This is a genomic window from Actinomadura sp. 6K520, assembly GCF_004349245.1.
Lineage (GTDB): Bacteria > Actinomycetota > Actinomycetes > Streptosporangiales > Streptosporangiaceae > Spirillospora.
In genome coordinates this window covers 14,870-34,798 of the sequence record NZ_SMLC01000072.1, presented here as the reverse complement: position 1 = coordinate 34,798, position 19,929 = coordinate 14,870, and the positions used below count along the sequence as shown (strand labels likewise).

Annotated in this window: 18 protein-coding genes; 7 read left to right on the top strand and 11 right to left on the bottom strand. The window is 75.7% G+C overall.

The annotated features are described in order from the left end of the window. Positions 1-238 precede the first annotated feature (238 nt). The 5 genes from E1289_RS19985 (at position 239) to E1289_RS19965 (ending at position 6,283) form a co-directional block, all read left to right on the top strand. Positions 239-1,012 carry a cyclase family protein gene (locus E1289_RS19985; protein WP_131982315.1) on the top strand — a complete coding sequence of 258 codons (774 nt, stop codon included), beginning with the start codon at positions 239-241 and terminating at the stop codon, positions 1,010-1,012. After that, complete coding sequence (locus E1289_RS19980) at positions 1,009-2,691, top strand: thiamine pyrophosphate-binding protein (RefSeq protein WP_131982313.1); 1,683 nt, start codon at positions 1,009-1,011, stop codon at positions 2,689-2,691. Before E1289_RS19985 ends, E1289_RS19980 begins: the two co-directional genes overlap by 4 nt. A 270-nt stretch (positions 2,692-2,961) precedes the next feature. Next, complete coding sequence (locus tag E1289_RS19975) at positions 2,962-3,807, top strand: MIP/aquaporin family protein (RefSeq protein WP_131982311.1); 846 nt, start codon at positions 2,962-2,964, stop codon at positions 3,805-3,807. 55 nt (positions 3,808-3,862) lie between these two features. After that, on the top strand, positions 3,863-5,380 hold the full coding sequence (glpK, locus tag E1289_RS19970) for a glycerol kinase GlpK (protein ID WP_131982309.1): 1,518 nt from the start codon (positions 3,863-3,865) through the stop codon (positions 5,378-5,380). 54 nt (positions 5,381-5,434) lie between these two features. Beyond that, positions 5,435-6,283 (top strand): serine protease, encoded by an 849-nt coding sequence (locus tag E1289_RS19965; protein ID WP_131982307.1) that lies wholly within the window; start codon positions 5,435-5,437, stop codon positions 6,281-6,283. A gap of 58 nt (positions 6,284-6,341) precedes the next feature. Here E1289_RS19965 and E1289_RS19960 read toward each other — a convergent pair whose 3' ends face one another. Next, complete coding sequence (locus tag E1289_RS19960) at positions 6,342-7,130, bottom strand: SigB/SigF/SigG family RNA polymerase sigma factor (protein ID WP_131982305.1); 789 nt, start codon at positions 7,128-7,130, stop codon at positions 6,342-6,344. Between the two features lie 189 nt (positions 7,131-7,319). Between E1289_RS19960 and E1289_RS19955 the strand changes: the two genes are divergently transcribed. Further along, positions 7,320-7,793: an SRPBCC family protein gene (locus E1289_RS19955; RefSeq protein WP_131982303.1), complete on the top strand. Its 474-nt coding sequence runs from the start codon at positions 7,320-7,322 to the stop codon at positions 7,791-7,793. 141 nt (positions 7,794-7,934) lie between these two features. After that, entirely contained in the window at positions 7,935-8,840 is a 906-nt protein-coding gene (locus tag E1289_RS19950; protein ID WP_131982301.1) for a polysaccharide pyruvyl transferase family protein, read from the top strand. 61 nt (positions 8,841-8,901) lie between these two features. On the opposite strand, the gene E1289_RS19945 is transcribed toward E1289_RS19950, so the two are convergent. Genes E1289_RS19945 through E1289_RS19900 form a run of 10 tightly spaced genes read right to left on the bottom strand, consistent with a single transcriptional unit; the run spans position 8,902 to position 19,907 of the window. Beyond that, complete coding sequence (locus tag E1289_RS19945; protein WP_131982300.1) at positions 8,902-9,858, bottom strand: NAD-dependent epimerase/dehydratase family protein; 957 nt, start codon at positions 9,856-9,858, stop codon at positions 8,902-8,904. Positions 9,859-9,868: 10 nt separating this feature from the next. Continuing rightward, positions 9,869-10,801, bottom strand: a complete 933-nt coding sequence (locus E1289_RS19940; RefSeq protein WP_207929047.1) for a glycosyltransferase family 9 protein — start codon at positions 10,799-10,801, stop codon at positions 9,869-9,871. Continuing rightward, complete coding sequence (locus tag E1289_RS19935; protein ID WP_131982299.1) at positions 10,798-11,475, bottom strand: SDR family oxidoreductase; 678 nt, start codon at positions 11,473-11,475, stop codon at positions 10,798-10,800. Before E1289_RS19935 ends, E1289_RS19940 begins: the two co-directional genes overlap by 4 nt. Further along, complete coding sequence (locus E1289_RS19930; RefSeq protein WP_131982298.1) at positions 11,472-12,881, bottom strand: PfkB family carbohydrate kinase; 1,410 nt, start codon at positions 12,879-12,881, stop codon at positions 11,472-11,474. The genes E1289_RS19935 and E1289_RS19930 overlap by 4 nt, the downstream gene beginning before the upstream one ends. Beyond that, the gene (locus E1289_RS19925; protein ID WP_131982297.1) at positions 12,878-13,477 is read right to left on the bottom strand and encodes an SIS domain-containing protein; all 600 of its coding nucleotides are present in this window, start codon (positions 13,475-13,477) and stop codon (positions 12,878-12,880) included. Before E1289_RS19925 ends, E1289_RS19930 begins: the two co-directional genes overlap by 4 nt. Then, the gene (locus tag E1289_RS19920) at positions 13,474-14,697 is read right to left on the bottom strand and encodes a glycosyltransferase (RefSeq protein ID WP_131982296.1); all 1,224 of its coding nucleotides are present in this window, start codon (positions 14,695-14,697) and stop codon (positions 13,474-13,476) included. The genes E1289_RS19925 and E1289_RS19920 overlap by 4 nt, the downstream gene beginning before the upstream one ends. Continuing rightward, positions 14,694-15,689, bottom strand: a complete 996-nt coding sequence (locus tag E1289_RS19915; protein ID WP_243712973.1) for a glycosyltransferase — start codon at positions 15,687-15,689, stop codon at positions 14,694-14,696. The genes E1289_RS19920 and E1289_RS19915 overlap by 4 nt, the downstream gene beginning before the upstream one ends. Next, positions 15,686-16,696, bottom strand: a complete 1,011-nt coding sequence (locus E1289_RS19910; RefSeq protein WP_131982293.1) for a glycosyltransferase family 9 protein — start codon at positions 16,694-16,696, stop codon at positions 15,686-15,688. The genes E1289_RS19915 and E1289_RS19910 overlap by 4 nt, the downstream gene beginning before the upstream one ends. Beyond that, on the bottom strand, positions 16,693-18,270 hold the full coding sequence (locus tag E1289_RS19905; protein ID WP_131982291.1) for an HAD-IIIA family hydrolase: 1,578 nt from the start codon (positions 18,268-18,270) through the stop codon (positions 16,693-16,695). Before E1289_RS19905 ends, E1289_RS19910 begins: the two co-directional genes overlap by 4 nt. Next, entirely contained in the window at positions 18,267-19,907 is a 1,641-nt protein-coding gene (locus tag E1289_RS19900) for a carbamoyltransferase C-terminal domain-containing protein (protein WP_131982289.1), read from the bottom strand. Before E1289_RS19900 ends, E1289_RS19905 begins: the two co-directional genes overlap by 4 nt. Between the last annotated feature and the right edge of the window lie 22 nt (positions 19,908-19,929).

Here is a 19,929-nt window from a genome sequence, read left to right as displayed (position 1 = left end):
CGGACAGGGCCAGGGGCAGGGCGGCGGCTGCGAGCGCGAGCGACCAGGGCCTGCGGCGCATGCGGACCTCCATGGGGTGGGATCGGCCGGGGGCTTCCGCCCCGATGGTGAGCGCGCCGCGGCGCCGCGTCCATGTGGTCAATTAACGAAAACCGTGCCCCGGCATGGACTTGGAGCCACTGCGGTACGTTCGGGGCACCCCGCGACCACCAGCCGATCCCGCGCCGCCGGAGGCCCGATGTCCCCTCTCGACCAGCTGCTCACCGCCCTCTCCGACGGGCGGGTGGAGATCGTCGACCTGACCGCCCCGCTGTCGGAGCGGACCCCGATCCTCCGGCTGCCGGAGCCCTTCGCCAACACGGTCCCGTTCCGGCTGGAGGAGATCAGCCGGTACGACGACCGCGGCCCGGCCTGGTACTGGAACAACGTCGTCACCGGCGAGCACGTCGGCACCCACTTCGACGCGCCCGTGCACTGGGCCACCGGGCGCGACGGCGAGGACGTCTCGCAGGTGCCGCCCGGCAGGCTCGTCGCCCCGGCCGTCGTGCTGGACGCCTCCGCGCACGCCGCCGCCGACCCCGACTTCCTGCTGGAGATCGACCACGTCCGGGACTGGGAGAACACGCACGGGCGGCTTCCCGACGGCGGCTGGCTCCTCTACCGCACGGGCTGGGACGCGCGCTCCGGCGACCAGGACACCTTCCTCAACACCGACGAGAACGGCCCCCACACGCCCGGCGTCTCGGCCGAGTGCGCGCGGTGGCTCGCCGAGGAGACCCCCCTCATCGGCCTCGGCGTGGAGACCGTCGGCACCGACGCGGGCGGCGCGCACGCCTTCGACCCGCCGTTCCCCTGCCACTCGTACTTCCTCGGCGCCGGCAAGTACGGGCTGACCCAGCTGCAGAACCTCGCACGGCTCCCCGCCCGCGGCGCCGTGCTGCTCGCCTCGCCGCTGCCGATCGTCGGCGGCTCGGGCAGCCCCGCCCGCGTGCTCGCGCTGATCGAGCGATGAACGTCGCGGAGGCCGTGGGCGAGGCCCTCGCGCGGCTCGGCGCCGCCACCGTCTTCGGGGTCGTCGGCAGCGGGAACTTCCACGTCACCAACGCGCTCGTCGCGGGCGGCGCGCGGTTCGTCGCCGCCCGGCACGAGGCCGGCGCCGCCACGATGGCCGACGCCTACGCGCGGGTGAGCGGCGAGCTAGGCGTGGTCTCGCTGCACCAGGGGCCGGGCCTGACCAACGCGGTCACCGGGATCGCCGAGGCCGCCAAGAGCCGCACGCCGCTGCTGGTGGTCGCGGGCGAGGTGGCCGCCGCCGCGGTCCGCTCCAACTTCCGCGTCGACCAGGCGGCCATCGCGGCGGCGGTCGGGGCGGTCCCCGAGCGGGTCCACTCGCCGCGGACCGCCCTCGCCGACGTGGCCCGCGCCTGCCGGACGGCGGTCGCCGAACGCCGCACGGTCCTGCTGTGCCTCCCCCTGGACATCCAGGAGGCCGAGCACCCCGGCGACCCCGCGGACCGCCCGGCCGCCCGCGGCCGGGCGGCCGTCCCGCCGCTGCCGGTGCCGCCGCCCGCCGCGGTCGCCCGCCTCGCCGACATGCTCCAGGACGCCGCGCGGCCGGTGTTCGTCGCCGGCCGCGGCGCGCGGCTGTCCGGCGCCCGCGAGCCCCTCGCCGGGCTGGCCGGGCGCTGCGGCGCGCTGCCCGCCACCTCCGCCGTCGCGCGGGGGCTGTTCACCGGCGACCCGTTCGCCCTGGACGTCAGCGGCGGCTTCGCCACCCCCGCCGCGGCGGAACTGATCCGCGGCGCCGACCTCGTCGTCGGCTGGGGCTGCTCGCTGAACATGTGGACGACCCGGCACGGCGCCCTCGTCGCCCGTGACGCGAAGGTCGTGCAGGTCGACGTGGACGCGCGGGCCCTCGGCGCGCACCACCCCGTCGACCTCGGCCTCATCGGCGACGCCGCCGAGACCGCGCGGGCCGTCGCCGCGGAGCTGGAGGCGCGCGGCCACTCCGCGACCGGCTACCGCACCCCGGACGTCGCCGGGCGCCTCGCCCGGGAGGGGCGCTGGCAGGACGTCCCGTACGAGGAGCATCCCGCCGGGGACGGCGGCACCGGCGGGCCCCGCATCGACCCGCGGACGCTGTCGATCGCCCTGGACGGCATGCTGCCCCGCGAGCGCACCGTCGCCGTCGACTCGGGCAACTTCATGGGGTACCCCGCGATGTTCCTGGACGTCCCCGACGCCGACGCGCTCGTGTTCACCCAGGCGTTCCAGTCGGTCGGGCTCGGCCTCGCCACCGCCATCGGCGCCGCCGTGGCCCGGCCCGACCGGCTCACCGTCGCCGCGCTCGGGGACGGCGGCGCGCTGATGTCCGCCGCGGAGCTGGAGACGGCCGTCCGCCTGGGGCTGGACCTGCTCGTGGTCGTCTACGACGACGAGGCGTACGGCGCGGAGGTGCACCACTTCGGCCCCGGCGGGCATCCGCTGGACACGGTCACGTTCCCGCCCGCCGACCTGGCCGCGATCGGCCGCGGGTTCGGCTGTGCGGCGGCGACCGTCCGGCGGCGGGCGGACCTGGCCGCGGTGGCCGCCTGGCTGGAGGGGCCGCGCGACCGCCCGATGCTCGTGGACGCCAAGGTCACGCGGGACCGGCCCGCCTGGTGGCTCGAAGAGGCGTTCCGCGGCCACTGATCCCCGGGCGCTGGGACGGGGGGCTGGAGGAGGGCGTCGAGCCTGCTCGTCCTTTGGATGGTGGTGGGTGGGGGCTGGAGGACGGGGCGTTTGAGCGCGGTGTAGAGGTGCTTCACCGGGGCATGATCACGTCCGTGATCGAGTCCTGGGGGTGGTGATGGGCGGGACGGGGTGCCGACATTGTCGTCACGGGGCCGTTGACCGATCTTGTCCGGCGACCTTACCGTCGCGGCGGCTGTGCCTTACGTCACACACCCCCGAGGAGGAGAGATGACGCGAGGGCCGAAGCTCCCCCCGCTGGCCCGGGAGATGGCCGCGGAGTTCGCCGGGACGATGATCCTGATCCTGTTCGGGGTCGGCGTCGTCGCGCAGGTCGTCGCCGGAAGCGGGCTCGGTGAGCCGCAGAGCCTCGGAGACCACGACAGCATCGCGTGGGCGTGGGGCATCGGGGTCACGCTCGGCGTGTACGTGTCGGCCCGCATCAGCGGCGGGCACATCAACCCGGCCGTCACGGTCGCCCTCGCGGTCTTCAAGGGCTTCCCGTGGCGCAAGGTGCTCCCGTACTGCTTCGCGCAGGTCCTCGGGGCGTTCGTCGCCGCGCTGATCGTCCGCTGGAACTACAGCGAGATCCTGCAGAAGTTCGACCCCGGCCTGACGGAGAAGTCGCACATCGTGTTCTCCACCATGCCGGGCAACGGGACGCTGCCGATCGGGACCTGGGGGGCGTTCCGCGACCAGATCATCGGCACCGCGATCCTGCTGTTCCTCGTACTGGCCCTCACCGACCTGCGCAACGCGCCGCCGCTGGCGAACCTGGCGCCGTTCATCATCGGCCTCATCGTGGTGGGGATCGGGATGGCGTTCGGCTCCGCCGCCGGGTACGCGATCAACCCGGCCCGCGACCTCGGCCCGCGGCTGGTCCAGTGGCTGACGGGCTACGACAGTCCGTGGAGCGACCAGTACGGGAACCTGTATTTCTGGGTCCCGATCGCGGGACCGCTCATCGGCGGCGTGCTCGGGGCCGGCCTCTACATCCTGCTCATCGGGCGCAACATCCCCGGCGAGGAGGAGGGCACGGAGATCACCGAGCCGAAGCCGGAGTACGACGTTTCCTGACGGTTTTCTGACGTTCCGGACGGGGTCGCCCCCCGCCGGCGGAAAGGGAGGGCCCATGGCCGACTTCGTCGGAGCGCTGGACCAGGGCACCACGAGCACCCGCTTCATGATCTTCGACCACGGCGGCAACGAGGTCGCCCGCCACCAGCTGGAGCACGAGCAGATCCTGCCGCGGGCCGGGTGGGTCGAGCACGACCCCACCGAGATCTGGGAGCGGACCCGGTCGGTCATCCAGTCCGCCCTGAACCGGGCGAACCTCGGCCACGCCGATCTCGCGGCGTTCGGGATCACGAACCAGCGCGAGACCGCCGTGGTGTGGAACCGGCGGACGGGCCGCGCGTACTACAACGCGATCGTCTGGCAGGACACCCGCACCGACCGCATCGCCTCCGCCCTCGAACGGGACGGCAGGGGGGAGACGATCCGGCACCGCGCCGGCCTGCCGCCCGCCACGTACTTCTCCGGCGGCAAGGTCCAGTGGATCCTGGAGAACGTCGACGGCGTCCGCGAGGCCGCCGAGAACGGCGACGCGATCTTCGGCAACATCGACACGTGGGTGCTGTGGAACCTCACCGGCGGGACGGACGGCGGCGTGCACGTCACCGACCCGACCAACGCGAGCCGCACCATGCTGATGGACCTGGAGACCCTCGACTGGGACGACCAGCTCCTGTCGTTCTTCGGCATCCCGCGGCGGATGCTCCCTGAGATCAGGCCGTCCTCGGCGCCCGACCCGTACGGCGTGACCCGCGCGGACGGCCCCCTCGGCGGCGAGGTCCCGCTCACGGGCATCCTCGGCGACCAGCAGGCCGCGACGGTCGGGCAGGTGTGCTTCGCCCCCGGCGAGGCCAAGAACACCTACGGCACCGGCAACTTCCTCCTCCTCAACACCGGTGAGGAGCTCGTCAGGTCCAAGGCGGGGATGCTCACCACCGTCTGCTACAAGTTCGGCGACGACCGGCCCGTGTACGCGCTGGAGGGCTCGATCGCGGTGACGGGATCGGCGGTGCAGTGGCTGCGGGACCAGCTCGGCATCATCTCCGGCGCCGCCCAGAGCGAGTCCCTGGCCAGGCAGGTCGAGGACAACGGCGGGGTCTACTTCGTCCCCGCCTTCTCCGGCCTGTTCGCCCCGTACTGGCGCTCCGACGCCCGCGGCGCCATCGTCGGGCTGTCCCGCTACAACACCAACGCCCACCTGGCCCGCGCCACGCTGGAGTCGATCTGCTACCAGTCCCGCGACGTCGTCGAGGCCATGCGCGAGGACTCCGGCGTCTCCCTGGACGTGCTCAAGGTCGACGGCGGGGTCACCGCCAACGAGCTGTGCATGCAGATGCAGGCCGACATCCTGGGCGTCCCGGTCTCGCGGCCCGTCGTCGCCGAGACCACCGCCCTGGGCGCCGCCTACGCGGCGGGGCTGGCCGTCGGCTTCTGGAACACCACCGAGGAGCTCCGCCGGAACTGGAACGAGGACCGACGCTGGGAGCCCACCTGGGACGAGGAGAGGCGCCGGGAGGGCTACGCCGGCTGGAAGAAGGCCGTCGAGCGCACCTACGGCTGGGTGGACGTGGACTGAATGAAACCGAGACTCCCCGGCCCGCTGCGACCGGCCCTCTCCGAGAGGACTCCCATGACCCGACGCCGCCTCGCCGCCGCCGCCCTCGCCGCCGTTCTGGGCGCCGGGACGCTCGCCTCCGCCGGTGTCGCGCAGGCCGCGCCCGCCGCGCCCGCCGCGCCGCTCAGGGCCGAGGTCGACTTCACCGGGATCGTCGCGCTCAGCAACTGCTCCGGCTCCATCGTGCGCGGGCCGCGTACGCGGGACACCGACCGGGCACTGGTGATGACCAACGGCCACTGCCTGGAGACGGGCATGCCCGCGGCCGGCGAGGTCATCGTGGACCGGAACTCGTCCCGGACGTTCACGCTGCTCGACCGGACCGGGACGAAGGAGCTCGGCACCCTGCGGGCCACGCGGATCGAGTACGCCACGATGACCGACACCGACGTGGCCGTCTACCGCCTCGACACGACCTACGCCGCCATCCGGAAGCGCCACGGCGTTCCCGCGCTGCGCCTGTCGGCCGCCCGGCCGCATGACGGCACCGAGATCCGGGTCGTGTCGGGCTACTGGCGGACGATCTACGGCTGCAAGATCGACGGAACCGTCCACCGGCTGCGCGAGGCGGGCTGGACGTGGCGGAACTCCATCCGCTACACGCCCGGGTGCCAGACGATCGGCGGCACGTCCGGCTCGCCGATCGTCGACGCGCGGACCCGCCACGTCGTCGGCGTCAACAACACCGGCAACGAGGACGGCGAGCGCTGCACGCTCAACAACCCTTGCGAGGTCGACCGGAACGGGAACGTCACCGTCCGGCCGGGGATCAACTACGGCCAGCAGACGTACCAGCTCGCCCGCTGCCTCGGGAAGGGCAACGACGTCGTGCTGGACCGGAACTGCGCGCTGCCCAGGCCGTGACCGTCCCGCGCTGACCCGCCGGGATGACCGGCCGGCGCCCGGCCCCGGCGCCGGCCGGTCAGCGTTCCGTGAGGAGCCCCGCGCGGAGTTGCTCCAGGGTGGCGCGGAGCAGCCGCGAGACGTGCATCTGGGACAGCCCGATCTGCTCGGCGATCTGCGTCTGGGTCTTGTTGCCGAAGAACCGCAGCAGCAGGATCGTCCGCTCCCGCTCGGGCAGCTCGTCGATCAGCGGGCCGAGGGCGTGCCCGTCGATGAAGGCGTCCAGGGCCGGGTCCTCCGACCCGAGGTACTCGCCGACCGTGCCGTTGTCGCCGTCCGGCGAACCGTCCGCCGGGGCCTCCAGCGACAGCGGCCGGTAGGCGTCGCAGGCGACGATGACCTCGACGGCCTCCTCCTCGGTGATGCCCATGAGCGAGGCGATCTCCGCGGTCGTGGGGGAGCCGCCGTGCTCGCGGGTGTACTCCTGGATGGTCCGCTGCAGGATCGGGCGCAGCTCCTGGATGCGGCGCGACACGCGGATGCCCCACGTCTTGTCGCGGAAGTGCCGCTTCACCTCCCCGGTCACCACCGGGTAGGCGTAGGTGACGAACCGGTCGCCGATCCCCGGGTCGAACCGGTTGATGGCCTTGACCAGGCCCAGATAGGCCACCTGCTGGAGATCGTCGAGGGGTTCCCCGCGGTTGGCGTACCGGCGCGCCACACCGCGGACGAGCGGCGCGTGCATGTCGACGATGCGCGATCGGAGCCGTTCCCGCCGGGGATCTCCCTCCGCGAGCCGGTTCATCTCCGCCAGGAGGTTCTCGGCCTGTCCGTCATTGAACCTCGTGGTGGCCTGCGCCGACGTCATACGAATGCTCTCCCTTCGGAGAAGGAACGGGCGAGGGCAGGGGCTATCCGGTTCGGTCCCACTACCCGGCAAACGGCCGATCACACGGAAACCCCCTGCCGCGTGGGGTTTCCGGCCGGTCGGCTCATCGTGCGGGGGATACGGGGCGCCCCTGCGGGTACCGCCCCGGTGAACGCCGGAGGGGGAGCCGTGAGCACGATCACCGAGTCGGTCAACGTCACCGTCCCGATCCGCGCCGCCTACGACCAGTGGACGCGGTTCGAGACGTTCCCGCAGTTCATGGACGGTGTCGAGGAGGTCCGCCGGCTGGACGACGGCACGCTGCGCTGGCGGACACGGATCGCCGGCGTCACCCGCGAGTTCGACGCGCGGATCACCGAGCAGCACCCCGACGAGCGGGTCGCGTGGAAGTCGCTGGAGGGGCCGACCCACGCCGGCGTGGTCACCTTCCGCCGGCTGGACGAGACGACCACGCGCGTCACCGTCCAGCTCGAGATCGACCCGGAGGGGTTCGCGGCGAAGGCGGGGGACCGGTTCGGTGCCCTCGGCCACCGCGTCAAGGGCGACCTGCGGCGCTTCAAGACCTTCGTGGAGGGGCGCGGCGCCCGGTCCAGGGGCCGGCGGCGCCGGGCCGGCCGCCGGACCCCGGATCCGGGCCGGTAACGCTGGTGCGGCCCAGGCTCGCAGCTCCGGGCAACCGGCTCGGAACTCGGCGAGTGGGCCGCGAACTGACTCTGCCCACCCGGCCGCTTCGGTAAACCGGTAGGTGTCTCAATGTCACGGGACGGGAAGGGGCGACGGCGGATGCGCGTCCTGGTGACGGGGTGGCCGAGCTTCGTGCACGGCGAGGCGACGGCCGGCGACGTCCTGGCGATGGAGGCGGTGCGGCGGGCGCTCGCCGGCGCCGGGGTGCGGTGCGACCTGGCGTGGAGCCCGGTGTTCCGGCCGGGCGGCCTGGACCTCGGCCGCGCCGATCCCCGCCGCTACACCCACCTGGTGTTCGCCTGCGGCCCGCTGCACGGCCCGCAGGTCGAGGACCTGCACCGCCGGTACGCCCGCTGCACGCGCGTCGCCGTCGGGGTCTCGGTCATCGACCCGGGCGACCCCGCGGTCACCGGGTTCGACGCGGTCCTCGCCCGCGACGCGCCCGCGGCGGCGCCGCGGCACGACCTGGCCGCGCTGCCGGAGACCCCGCAGGTGCCCGTCGCGGGCGTCGTGCTGGCGCCCGGCCAGGCGGAGTACGGGACGCGGCGGCTGCACGACCGGATCGAGGGGGAGCTGACGGAGTGGCTCGCCGGCCGCGAGTGCGCCCGGCTGCCCCTGGACACGCGGCTCGACCCGCGCGACTGGCGGCTGTGCACGACGGCCGCGGAGCTGGAGTCGGCGCTGCGCAGGCTCGACGTGGTGGTCACGACACGGCTGCACGGGCTCGTCCTGGCGCTGAAGAACGGGGTCCCGGCGCTGGCCGTCGACCCGGTGCGCGGCGGCGCGAAGGTCACCGCGCAGGCGCGGGCGTGGGCGTGGCCCGCCGTCGTGACCGTCGCGGCGGCGGAGGAGGAGGCCGGGCGGGACGGGCCGCTGCTCGACCACGGGGAACTGGACCGCTGGTGGGACTGGTGCCTGTCATCCGGGGACCCCGGGCGCGCACCGGGACCACCCGCCGGCGGCGCCGTGATCGGTGCGCTGCTGGACGTCCTGGGCGTCCGCTGAGCGGGGCCTCGAACCGGCGCGGGGACGGGCGCCCGGATGAGCGGCGCCCGTCCCCGGCGGGTCACGCCGGGCGGGCGACCGGAACCTGCCGGGCGAACCACTCGATCGTGGCGCGCAGGCCGTCCTCGACCGAGACGCGGGGACGCCAGCCGAGCACCTCCTCGGCGAGGGCGGTGTCGGGCCGCCGGACGCGCGGGTCGTCCTCCGGGCGGTCGATGAACCGCAGCCGGGACCGCGAGCCGGTCAGCTCGATGATCATCCGGGCGAGCCCGGCCATGGACACCTCGTAGGGGCTGCCGATGTTGACCGGCCCCGGATGGTCCGCCATGGCGAGCGCGATGATGCCCCGGACGGTGTCGTCCACGTGGCAGATCGAGCGGGTCTGCGTGCCGTCGCCGGTGACCGTGAGGTCCTCACCGGTCAGCGCCTGCCGCACGAACGTCGGGATGGCGCGGCCGTCGTCGGGGCGCATCCGCGGGCCGTAGCTGTTGAAGATCCGCACGATCGCGGTGTCGAGGCCGCGGGCGTGCCGGAACGCCGACGTCAGCGCCTCCCCGAACCGCTTGGCCTCGTCGTAGACGCTGCGCGGCCCGACCGGGTTCACGTTGCCCCAGTAGGACTCGGGCTGCGGGTGCACGAGCGGGTCCCCGTAGACCTCGGACGTGGAGGCCAGCACGAAACGCGCGTTCTTGCTCTCGGCGAGGTCGAGCGCGTTGCGGGTGCCCTGGCTGCCGACCTCCAGCGTCTGGATCGGCAGCCGCAGGTAGTCGGCGGGGGACGCCGCCGAGGCCAGGTGGAAGACGTAGCCGACCTCGCCTGGCACGTGCACCGGCTCGGTGAGGTCGCGTCTCAGGAACCGGAAGTCGCGCCGTTCGGTCAGGTGGGCGATGTTGCGGGACGTGCCGGTCAGCAGGTTGTCCAGGCACACCACGGAGATGCCCTGGGCCAGCAGCGCCTCGCACAGGTGTGACCCGAGGAAACCGGAGCCTCCGGTGACCACGGCGCGTGGATGTCTCATGATGTCCCCTTCAGTGGTTGGCGGTGAGCGCTTCGCCCGCGGCTTCGACGGCCTGCCCGGCGGTGATCTCCAGCAGTCCGGGGTCGGGCTCGCGGCCGTGCGGGTCCCCCCGCCGCCCCGCCCACAGGACCAGGTGCTCCGCCCGGTCCGGCGGCCCCCACCGGGCCGGGGGCGTCGGGCCGAACAGCAGCACCGACGGCGTCCGGAACGCGGTCGCGAGGTGGGCGACGCCGGTGTCGCCGCACACCACGAGCCGGGCCCCCGCGACGAGCGCGGCCAGCTCCGGCAGGCCGGTGCGGCCCGACAGGTCGGCCGCGGCGCCCAGCCCGGCGATCTCCACGACCCGCCGCGCCAGTGCCGCCTCGCCGGCTCCGCCGGTGACGACGACCCGCTCGCCGCGGCCGCGCAGCGCCGCCGCGACGGCCGCGAACCGCTCGGCGGGCCAGCGGCGCGCCGGGTACGCCGCGCCCGGATGGACGACGACGGCCCCGGGGGCGGGTGACGTGGCCGGCGGCGCGGGCAGGTCCAGGTCGGCGGGGTCGGCGTCGTACCCGTACGCCGACACGAGCCGGCACCACCGCGCCACCTCGTGCTCGGCGGGATCCCACCCGGGCCCGTCGGCGTGGCCGGCCTCGGCGCAGGCGAAGGCCAGCAGCCGACCCGGGCGGAGCTTCCCGAGGACACGGTGGCTCTGCGGGCCGCGGCCGTGCAGGTTGACCGCCGCGTCCACCGGGCCTGCGCGCGGCAGCGGGGCCAGCCCCTCCGCCGGGAGGACGTCGTCGACGGCGCCGGTGGAGCGGGCGAGGGGGCCGAGCGCGGCCGGTGCGGCGAGCGTGATCCTTGCGCCGGGCATACCGCGGCGCAGGGCGCGCAGGGCCGGGACGCCGGTCAGCAGGTCGCCGAGGCCGAGCGCGCGCAGCACCAGGACCCGGGAACCGGTCACGGCCACGACGGTTCCCGTGAAGGGCAGACGACCATCTCCCGCACTTCGCAGCCGGCGGGCTGGGCGAGCGCGAACGCCACGGCCGACGCCACGTCCTCGGGGCGGTTGAGGCTGGCGCCCGGGCCCGGCTTGTACTGGTCGGAGCGGTCGTCGAAGAACGCGGTGTCCATGCCGCCCGGGACGACCATGGTGACGGCGACGCGGCCGGCCATCTCGGCGGCGAGCGCCCGGGTGAAGCCGACGACGCCGAACTTGGACGCGCAGTACGCGGTCGCGTCGCTCAGCGCCCGGAAGCCCAGTGTGGACGCGACGGTGACGACCCGGCCGTGCGGCTCGTTCTCCAGGTAGGGGAGCGCGGAGCGGATGACGGCGGCGGTGCCCAGCAGGTTCACCTGGACGACCCGTTCCCAGTCCTCGGCGGGAACCTCGCACAGCGTGCCGCAGGCGTCGATGCCCGCGGCGGTGACGACGGCGTTCAGCCCGCCGGCGGCGCGGGCCAGGCCGTGCACGGCCCGCTCGGCGCACCTGCGGTCGGCCAGGTCGGCCTGCATGCACTCGAAGTCGTCCTTCGGCGGGTGCCGGTCGAGGATGAGCGGACGCCCGCCATCGGCCGCGACCCGGCGCGCGACGGCCGCGCCGAGTCCCGAGGCGCCACCGGTGATGAGGACGTTCATGAGGCGGTTCCCTTCGTGGTGGACAGCAGGCGGGTGGTGGAGCGTCCCTCCAGCAGGGGGAGCAGGACCACCTCGCCGTCGTGGGCCCGGACCGTCTCGGCCTCGGGCAGCGTGGTTCCGGCGTAGTCGGCGCCCTTCACCCACACGTCCGGGCGCAGCCGTTCCAGCAGCGGGGCGGGGGTGTCGTCGTCGAACACCAGCGCGGCGTCGACGTCGCTGAGCGCCTCCAGGACCCGGACGCGGTCGGCGGCGGGCGTGACGGGGCGGGTCGGGCCCTTGCGGCGCCGCACGGAGGCGTCGGAGTTGACGCACACGATCAGGCAGTCGCCGAGCCGCCGCGCCTGCTGCAGCATGCTGACGTGGCCCGCGTGCAGCAGGTCGAAGCAGCCGCCGGTCGCCACGACCGTCCCGCCGGCCCGCCGCGTCCGCTCGACGACGTCCCAGGCGTCCTCGCCGCGCTCGGGGACGAGCCGGGCCGTGCCGGTCTCGGCGAGCTGCGCCGCGACGCCCGCGGCGGCCCCGGCGCGGACGAACTCCGACGCGAGGTGGACGCCCTCGGTGACGGCGCCGGCGAGCGACCCGCCGTCGGCGAGCGCGCCCGCGGCCCCGGCGGCGAAGCTGTCGCCCGCGCCGCAGGAGTCGCCGCGGGCGGGCCGCGCCGGCGCGAGCAGCGGCGCCTCCGACCCGTCGCACAGCAGCGCGCCGTCCGAGCCGAGCGTGACCGCGACGCCGTCGATGCCCCAGGCGCCGGCGAGGTAGCGGCCGCACCGCCCGGCCGCCGACAGCCCCGATCCGCCGGTCTCGGCGCCGCGGGCGGCGGCGAGCCGGGCGGCCTCGGCCGCGTTCGGGGTGAGGAGCCGCACGCCGGGGACGGGTTCCTCGCCGCGCGGGTGCGGGTCCCACACGACGGGGACGCCCGCGGGAAGCCCGCTCAGCAGGGACCGGACGGCGCGGTGCCGGGTGACGCCGCGGCCGTAGTCGGCGACGAGCACCGCGCCGGCCCCGGCGATGGCGTCGGTGACGCGCGGGCCGACGGGCCCGTCGAGGGCTTGGCCTTCCCCGGCGTCCAGGCGCGCCACCGACTGCCCTCCGGACCGGATGCGCAGCTTGCAGGGGGTGCCGCCGTGCAGGTGCAGGGCGGCGACCTCCACGTGCTTCTCCAGCATCGCGCGCAGCCGGCGGCCGGGTTCGTCGTCGGCCAGGGCGGTGACGAGCACCACCTCGCGCCCGGCGTTGCCCGGTTGCAGGGCCGCGAGCAGCGCCGCGAGCCCGGCGCCGCCCGGCCGGGGCAGTTCCTCGGCCTGCTCGACGACGGGCACGGGCGCGTCCGGGCATAGCCGGCTGCTGGTGCCGACGATGTCGATGTCGAGCAGCACGTCGCCGACGACCACCAGCGGAGCGGTCATGGTCTCACCCCCAGGGCGTCGTCGATCACCCCGCACAGCAGGTGGATCGCGGCGAGATGGATCTCCTGGACGGTCGAGGTGGCGGCGGCCTCCACGGTGACGGCGTCGTCGCAGGCGTCGGCGAGCGGGTTGGGCCCCGGCCCGGTCACGGCCCACGCGGTGAGGCCGAGCCGCCGGGCCTCCCGCGCCGCGGCGATCACGTTGGGGCTGCGGCCGCTGGTGGACAGGCACAGCAGCACGTCGCCGGGCCGGCCGTGCGCCCGCACCTGCCGCGCGAACACGCTGGCCGGGCCGTAGTCGTTGCCGATGGCGGTGACCGACGAGGTGTCGCCGTGCAGCGGGATCGCCGACAGCGGCCGCCGCTCATCCTCGAACCGGCCGACCAGCTCGGCGGTCAGGTGCTGCGCCTCGGCGGCGCTGCCCCCGTTGCCGCACGCCAGCAGCCGCCCGCCGCCGCGCAGCACGCCGGCCAGGCGCCGCCCCCAGGTCTCGATGGTGGGGACCTGCGCGCGGAACCGCAGCGCGGCCTCGGCGAGGGCCTCCAGCCGCCGGTCCCGCGGCGTCGCGGTCCTGGTGCGGGTGGCGGGGGCGGTCATGCCGGCACCTCGCTCAGCGCGGCGGCGTGCCGGTAGACCTCGGTCGTGGCGGCGGCGACGCGGCCCCAGGAGTACTGCTCGCGCGCCCGCCCGGCGGCCGCGAGCCCCATCGCGGCCCGCGCGTCCGGGTCCCCCAGCAGCGCCCGGACCGCGCGGGCGGCGCCCTCGGGGTCGCGCGGCGGGACGAGCGTCCCGGTGACGCCGTCCACGACGGTGTCCAGGTGCCCGCCGACCGCGGTCGCGACCACCGGGACGCCGCAGGCCATCGCCTCCAGCGGCACCATGCCGAACGGCTCGTACCAGGGGAGGGTGAGCACGACGCTCGCCGACCGCAGCAGCGCGGGGACCTCCGTTCGGCCGAGCCGGCCGAGGAACTCCACGCGGCCGGCGACGCCCGCGTCCCGCGCCACCGCCCGCAGCCGGCGGATCTCGGGGTCGCCGGCCAGGTCGCCGCGCGGCGGCCCGCCCGCGACGGCCAGCTCGGCGTCCGGGAGATGGGCCAGGGCCCGGACGGCGGTGTCGACGCCCTTGCGCTCGACGAGCCGCGACAGCACCACCAGGCGGTGCCGGCCGCCGCGCGGCCCCCCGGCGGCCGGCGAGAACAGGTCCAGGTCGACGCCGCACGGGACGACGCGGACGCGGTCGCCGGGGACGCCCATCGCGGCCAGCTCGCCGACCTCGTCGGAGCAGGTCGCGATCACGGTGTCGGCGGCGCGGCCGACCGCGCGCTCCAGCCGTATCCGGGACGCGGGGCTGGTGTCCCGGTCGCGCTGGTGGCGGCGCTTGACGGTGCCCAGCGCGTGGTAGGTCTGCACCACCGGCACGCGCCGCGACGCGGGCGGCTGCGCGGCCTGGATCGCCGCCAGGCCGCTCATCCAGAAGTGCGCGTGCGCGACGTCGGGCGGATCGGCGGCCCAGCGGTGCTCCAGGTACCGCCCGAAGTCGTGCATCCAGGGCAGCAGCTCGTCCTTGGCGATGTGTTCGGGCGGGCCCGCGGGGACGTGCTCGACGGTCACCCCGGGCGCCAGCCGCACCCGGCGCGGCCGGCCGGGCGCGTCGCGCCGGGTGTAGACGGTGACGTAGTGCCCCTGCCGGCCGAGCGCGGTGGCCAGTTCCGCGACGAACACGTTCTGCCCGCCGCCGTCCGCTCCGCCCAGACCCGCGGGACCGCCCCTGGCCGCCAGCGGGCTGGCGTGCTCGGAGACCATGGCTATCCTCATCGCGACACCTCCTGGAGAGTTCGCCGCCAGTCGCGCAGGAAGCGCGGCAGGCCGTACCGCTCGACGGCGTGGGCCCGCGCCTCCTTGCCGATCTGGCGGGCTCGCGGCGGGTCGGCGGCCAGGGCCCGCGCCGCGTCGGCCAGCGTGCCGACGCGCGTGGACAGCACCCCGGCCTCCGGCGGCACGGCCTCGACCGCCTCGGTGGTGGCGAGCGCCACCACCGGCAGGCCGAGCATCATGGCCTCGATCAGGGCGAGGCCCAGGGAGGTCCACCGGTAGGGGTGGACGTAGACGCGGCGGCGGGCGAGTTCCTCGTGCATCCTCGCCTGCGGCAGGTCCTCGAAGGTCCGGAGTGCCCCGGGGGCGGTCCCGAGGCGCCCGGGGACGTCCCGCACGTTCATGCCGAACAGGTCCAGGGGTACGGCCGCCGCGAGGTCGGGGAGCAGGTCGGTGCCGGCGACGCGGCCGCGGCGCAGCGGGTCGTTGATGACCACGCCGGCGCGCGGCAGGTCGGCGGTGTACCGGTAGCCGGGGTCGACGACGCCGTGCTCGATGACCCTGACCGGGGCCCGCCCGCAGTTCCAGAACAGCCGGTTGAAGTGGGTGACGTGGACGACGGGGATGTCGGAGCGGTCGTGCAGGAAGTGGCGGCTGTCGGGGACGACCTCCTCGGGCGTGCCGATGTCGGCGGGCGTCCGGCGGGGGGTGTCGTGCTCGACGTAGACGGCGGGCACGTCGCGGCCGGGGCGGCGCCCGAGCCACTCCTCGGCCAGCCGCAGCTCGCGGGGGCGCTGCAGGACGACGACGTCGACGTCCTCGTGGCGGAGCCGCTCCGGCGGAACCTCGACCGCGCGGCCGGGCCAGTGGAAGGTGTCGGGCCGGCCCTTGCCGTCGGCGTCCCGGCCCGGGGTGACGGGGACGAGCGTGGTCTGCGGCCCGTGGACGAACGACGTCGCCCACGAGCCGTGCACGTGCCACATCAGTACTCTCACCGGGCGGGCACCTCCTCGACCGAGGCCACGATCTCCACGGCCGCGGCCGCCTCCTCGGCGCGGACCGACGCCAGGCAGGGGTGCCCGTCGACCGGGCATTCGCGGGCGCGGCTGTCCTTGCACGGCGCCATCTGGTCGCCGAGCAGCGCCATCGGGACGCCGAACGGCGCCCACCGGGCGGCGGGCACGGTCGGCGCGAACAGCGACACGACCGGCGTCCCGACGGCCGCCGCCAGATGCGCGGGGCCGGTGTTGCCGGCGATCACGGCGCACGCGCCCCGCAGCACGGACGCCAGCTCCGCGAGCGACGTCCGGCCGCCGAGGTCGAGGCCGTCCTCGCCGGCGACGGACGCGGTCAGCTCCTTCTCGTCCCGGTGGCCGGTGACGACGACGCGGCGGCCGGCAGTGCGCAGCAGCCGGACGGCCTCGGCGCAGCGTTGCGGCGGCCAGGCCCGCGCGGGGACGGACGTGCCCGGGTGCACGACGACGTACCCGGGGCCGCCGGTGAGGTGGTCGGTGTCGGGGAGCGGCTCCCGGACCCGCAGCCGGGTGTCGGCCGGGGCGGGGAATCCGGCGTCCTCCGCCAGCGCGAGCATCCGCAGCGGCTCGGGCATGTCCTCGCCGGGGCGGTGCCGCAGGTCGAGCAGCGAACCGGGGAAGTCCTCGCTGATGCCGCCGATCCACGGCGTCCCGGCGAGGCGCAGCAGCAGCGCCAGCGGCAGCGGCGACTGGTGGAACGAGGTCAGGATCAGCGCCCGGTCGAACCCGCGGAGCCTGCGGACGATCCCCTCGATGTCGTCCCGTTCGACGGGCACCCGGTCCGGGTCGATCCAGGGCGCGCACCACTCGATGACGCCGTCGAGGCCGGGCAGCAGGTCGGCGGCCGCGCGCCCGCGCGGGCCGCACAGCAGCACGACCTCGTCGGCGCGCCCGGCGACCGCCCGCACGGCGGGGCCGGCGAGCAGGACGTCGCCGATGTTGTCCTGGCGGGCGACGAGGACCCTCATCGGCGCCGCCTTCCGCCGAGGACCAGATCGACGGCCGCCCGCAGCGTCGGCGCGGTCTCCGGCGCCCGGGCCACCTCCGCCGGGCGGGTGCGGCCGGTCGGCACGAGGATGCCGCGCGCGCCCGCCGCGGCGGCGGCCTCGACGTCGCGGCCGATGTCGCCGATGACGGCGCAGTCCGCCGGGCGCGCCCCGAGCCGCCGGGCCGCGCGCTCGATCATGCCGGGCCGCGGTTTGCGGCAGTCGCAGCCGTCGCCGCCGTCGTGCGGGCAGATCTCCCACACGTCGAAGCGGCCGAGGATCCGCTCGACCCGCGCGTTGACGCGCCTGACGTCCCCGGCGGTGAGGTGCCCCTTCGCCACGCCCGACTGGTTGGACACCACGCCGATCCGCACCCCGTGCCGCCGCAGCCGGTCCAGGGCGCGGCGCGCCCCCGGCATCGGCTCGACCCGCTCCGGGTCCCCGTTGTAGGGGACGTCGCGGATGAGCGTGTCGTCGCGGTCGAACAGCACGACCCACGGGCCGCCCCAGGGCCGTGCCCCGCGGTGGACGATCAGCCCGCGCACCCGGTGCCATACCGCCGCGGGCGGGATGACGGCGCTGGTCACCAGCATCTTCGTGACCTCCCCGGGCGTCCGCGGCCCCGGCCGGATCCGCCGGTGGGCGAAGGCGGCGGTCAGCGCGCACCACATGCCCCCGGCGGCCAGCGCGGCCGTCCCGCCGCGGCGGCCGCGCAGTGCCGCGGGCGCCGCCGCGGCGGCGAGGGCGGCGGCGGTGGTGAGCACGTGGCGGTGGAGCAGGCCGCGGCCCTCGCCGGCGCGTTCCCGCCACGAGGCGCCGTGCACCCGCCACATGAGGACGTCGTCGGCGTTGCCCGCCTGCGCGCGCACCGACGCCCAGAAGCCGGCGGGCCGGACCGGGTGCGTCACCCTCCGCTCGCCGAGGACGAGTCCGTGCCCCGCGTCCATGGCGCGCAGCGCCAGGTCCGCGTCCTCCCGGTAGGCGCGGCGGAAGCGTTCGTCGAAGCCGCCGAGCTCGGCGAGGACGGCGCGGCGGTAGGCCATGTCGGCGGTGATCCACTCCGCGCCGGCGAGCGCCGCGGTGTTGCGCTCCCAGTCGGTCGGGGCCCGGCCTTCCGGCGGCGGTACGGTGACGCGGCCCTGGGAGCCGCCCACCTGGGGCGCCAGGTCCGCGAGGTCGGCGGCGAGCCCGGCGGCCCACTCCGGCTCGGGCACGACGTCGTCGTCCAGGAACGCGACCCATTCGGTCGCGGCCGCGCGCCAGCCGGCGTTCCGGGCGGCGGCGGGCCCGCGCCCGCCGGAGCGGATCACCCGGATCTCCGGCCCGTCCGGCGGCATGTCCGGCGGCATGTCCGGCGGCATGTCCGGCGGCAGGGGGAGGGGCGCGCCGGGCGCGGGGCGGTCGTCCACGACGATGATCTCGTGGACCGCGCGCCCCGCCTCGCCGGCGAGTCCCGCGAGCAGCGCGCGCAGCGTGCCGCGCAGGCTCTCCCGGCCGATCGTCGGGATGACGACGGTGTGGCCGGCGGCGCCGTGACCGGTCACCGGGTGGCTCATCGGGCGTGCACCTCCCGGCGGCGGACGACGAAGGGCCCGATGGCCAGCAGGTCCACCGGGGCGGAGCCGAAGCACTCCAGCGCGTCCCGCGGGTCGTCGACCATGGGGCGGCCGGCGGTGTTCAGGCTGGTGTTGACCACGACGGGCAGGCCCGTCCGGCGTCGGAACTCCTCAAGCAGCCGCGCGACCAGGGGCTCGTCCCCGGCGTCGACCGTCTGGATCCGGGCGGTGCCGTCCACGTGGACGACCGCGGGGATGCGCTCGCGCCAGCCGGGGCGCACCCGGTGGACGAACAGCATGTACGGGCTCGGCAGCGGCCCCTCGAAGACCTCGGCCGCGTGGTCGAGCGCGACCATCGGCGCGATCGGGCGGAACTGCTCGCGGCCCTTGACGTCGTTGAGCCGCTCCAGGTTGGCCTCGTGGCCGGGGTGGGCGAGCAGGGACCGGTGCCCGAGCGCGCGCGGCCCGAACTCCGACCGCCCTTGGAACCACGCAACGATCTCGTTGCGCGCCAGGGCGTCGGCGACCGCGGCGGCCAGGTCGCCGGGCCGCTCGTACGGGATCTTGGCGGTGTCCAGGCACGCCGCGATCTCCCGGTCGTCCCACCGGCGGCCCAGGGCGGCGCCGGGCATGGCCGACGGCGGATCACCGCTCGCCCGCGCGACGTGCAGCGCGGCGCCGAGCGCCGTGCCGGCGTCGCCCGCGGCGGGCTGCACCCAGATGTCGTCGTACGGCCCGGCCTCGGCGAGCCGCGAGTTCGCGACGCAGTTGAGTGCGACGCCGCCGGCGAGCATCAGCCGCCGGGAGCCGGTGCGGCCGTGCAGCCACGCCGCCAGGTCCAGCAGCACCTCTTCGAGGCGGGCCTGGACGCTGGCGGCGAGGTCGGCGTGGTCGCGGGTCCACTCGCCGTCCGCGGGACGGGCCTTCGCCAGCGCGCCCCAGTCGATGTCCGCGACGGCGAAACCGCCGTCCCCGGTGGCGCGGACGTGCTCGCGCAGCTCGTCCAGGAAGCGCGGCTCGCCGTGGGACGCCAGGGCCATGACCTTGTACTCGTCGCTGGAGCGCAGGAAGCCGAGGTGCTCGGTGAGGTCCTCGTACATCAGGCCGAGGGAGTGGGGGAGGCGCTGGGCGTGCAGCGGGGTGAGGACGCCGCCCTCGTACGTCCCGGCGAGGTGCGAGTGCGACTCGCCGCGCCCGTCGAGGACCAGGACGTCGCCGTCGCCGGGTCCGGGAGCCGCGAGCCCGGCGGACGCGGCGTGCGCCACGTGGTGCGGCACGTACCGCACGATCCCCGGGTCGAGCCCCGGCAGCGCGGTCGACAGGAAGTTCGGCGCCCGCCGCGCGTACAGCGTCCGCAGCCGCTCCCACTGGACGTCGTGCCCGGCCAGTCCCGGCTCGACCAGTCCCGGATCGTAGGAGTAGGCGACGGCGTCGAGGTCGCCGGGCTCGAGCCCGGCCTCCGCGAGGCACCACCGGGCCGCCTTCTCCGGCAGCTCCCAGCCGGCGAAGGGCACCGGCCGCTTCCCGTGCTTGCGGCGGCTGAAGCGTTCCTCCTCCGCCGCCGCGACGACGGCGCCGTCCACGACCAGCGCGGCGGCCGGGTCATGAAAGATCGCATTGATTCCGAGCACGCGCATATAAGCCCCGTTTCGGCGCAGC

Coding starts and splice junctions, on each gene's coding strand:
- E1289_RS19985 (WP_131982315.1), top strand. CDS start 239: ATGTCCCCTCTCGACCAGCTGCTCACCGCCCTCTCCGACGGGCGGGTG.
- E1289_RS19980 (WP_131982313.1), top strand. CDS start 1,009: ATGAACGTCGCGGAGGCCGTGGGCGAGGCCCTCGCGCGGCTCGGCGCC.
- E1289_RS19975 (WP_131982311.1), top strand. CDS start 2,962: ATGACGCGAGGGCCGAAGCTCCCCCCGCTGGCCCGGGAGATGGCCGCG.
- glpK (WP_131982309.1), top strand. CDS start 3,863: ATGGCCGACTTCGTCGGAGCGCTGGACCAGGGCACCACGAGCACCCGC.
- E1289_RS19965 (WP_131982307.1), top strand. CDS start 5,435: ATGACCCGACGCCGCCTCGCCGCCGCCGCCCTCGCCGCCGTTCTGGGC.
- E1289_RS19960 (WP_131982305.1), bottom strand. CDS start 7,130: ATGACGTCGGCGCAGGCCACCACGAGGTTCAATGACGGACAGGCCGAG.
- E1289_RS19950 (WP_131982301.1), top strand. CDS start 7,935: ATGCGCGTCCTGGTGACGGGGTGGCCGAGCTTCGTGCACGGCGAGGCG.
- E1289_RS19945 (WP_131982300.1), bottom strand. CDS start 9,858: ATGAGACATCCACGCGCCGTGGTCACCGGAGGCTCCGGTTTCCTCGGG.
- E1289_RS19935 (WP_131982299.1), bottom strand. CDS start 11,475: ATGAACGTCCTCATCACCGGTGGCGCCTCGGGACTCGGCGCGGCCGTC.
- E1289_RS19930 (WP_131982298.1), bottom strand. CDS start 12,881: ATGACCGCTCCGCTGGTGGTCGTCGGCGACGTGCTGCTCGACATCGAC.
- E1289_RS19925 (WP_131982297.1), bottom strand. CDS start 13,477: ATGACCGCCCCCGCCACCCGCACCAGGACCGCGACGCCGCGGGACCGG.
- E1289_RS19920 (WP_131982296.1), bottom strand. CDS start 14,697: ATGAGGATAGCCATGGTCTCCGAGCACGCCAGCCCGCTGGCGGCCAGG.
- E1289_RS19910 (WP_131982293.1), bottom strand. CDS start 16,696: ATGAGGGTCCTCGTCGCCCGCCAGGACAACATCGGCGACGTCCTGCTC.
- E1289_RS19905 (WP_131982291.1), bottom strand. CDS start 18,270: ATGAGCCACCCGGTGACCGGTCACGGCGCCGCCGGCCACACCGTCGTC.
- E1289_RS19900 (WP_131982289.1), bottom strand. CDS start 19,907: ATGCGCGTGCTCGGAATCAATGCGATCTTTCATGACCCGGCCGCCGCG.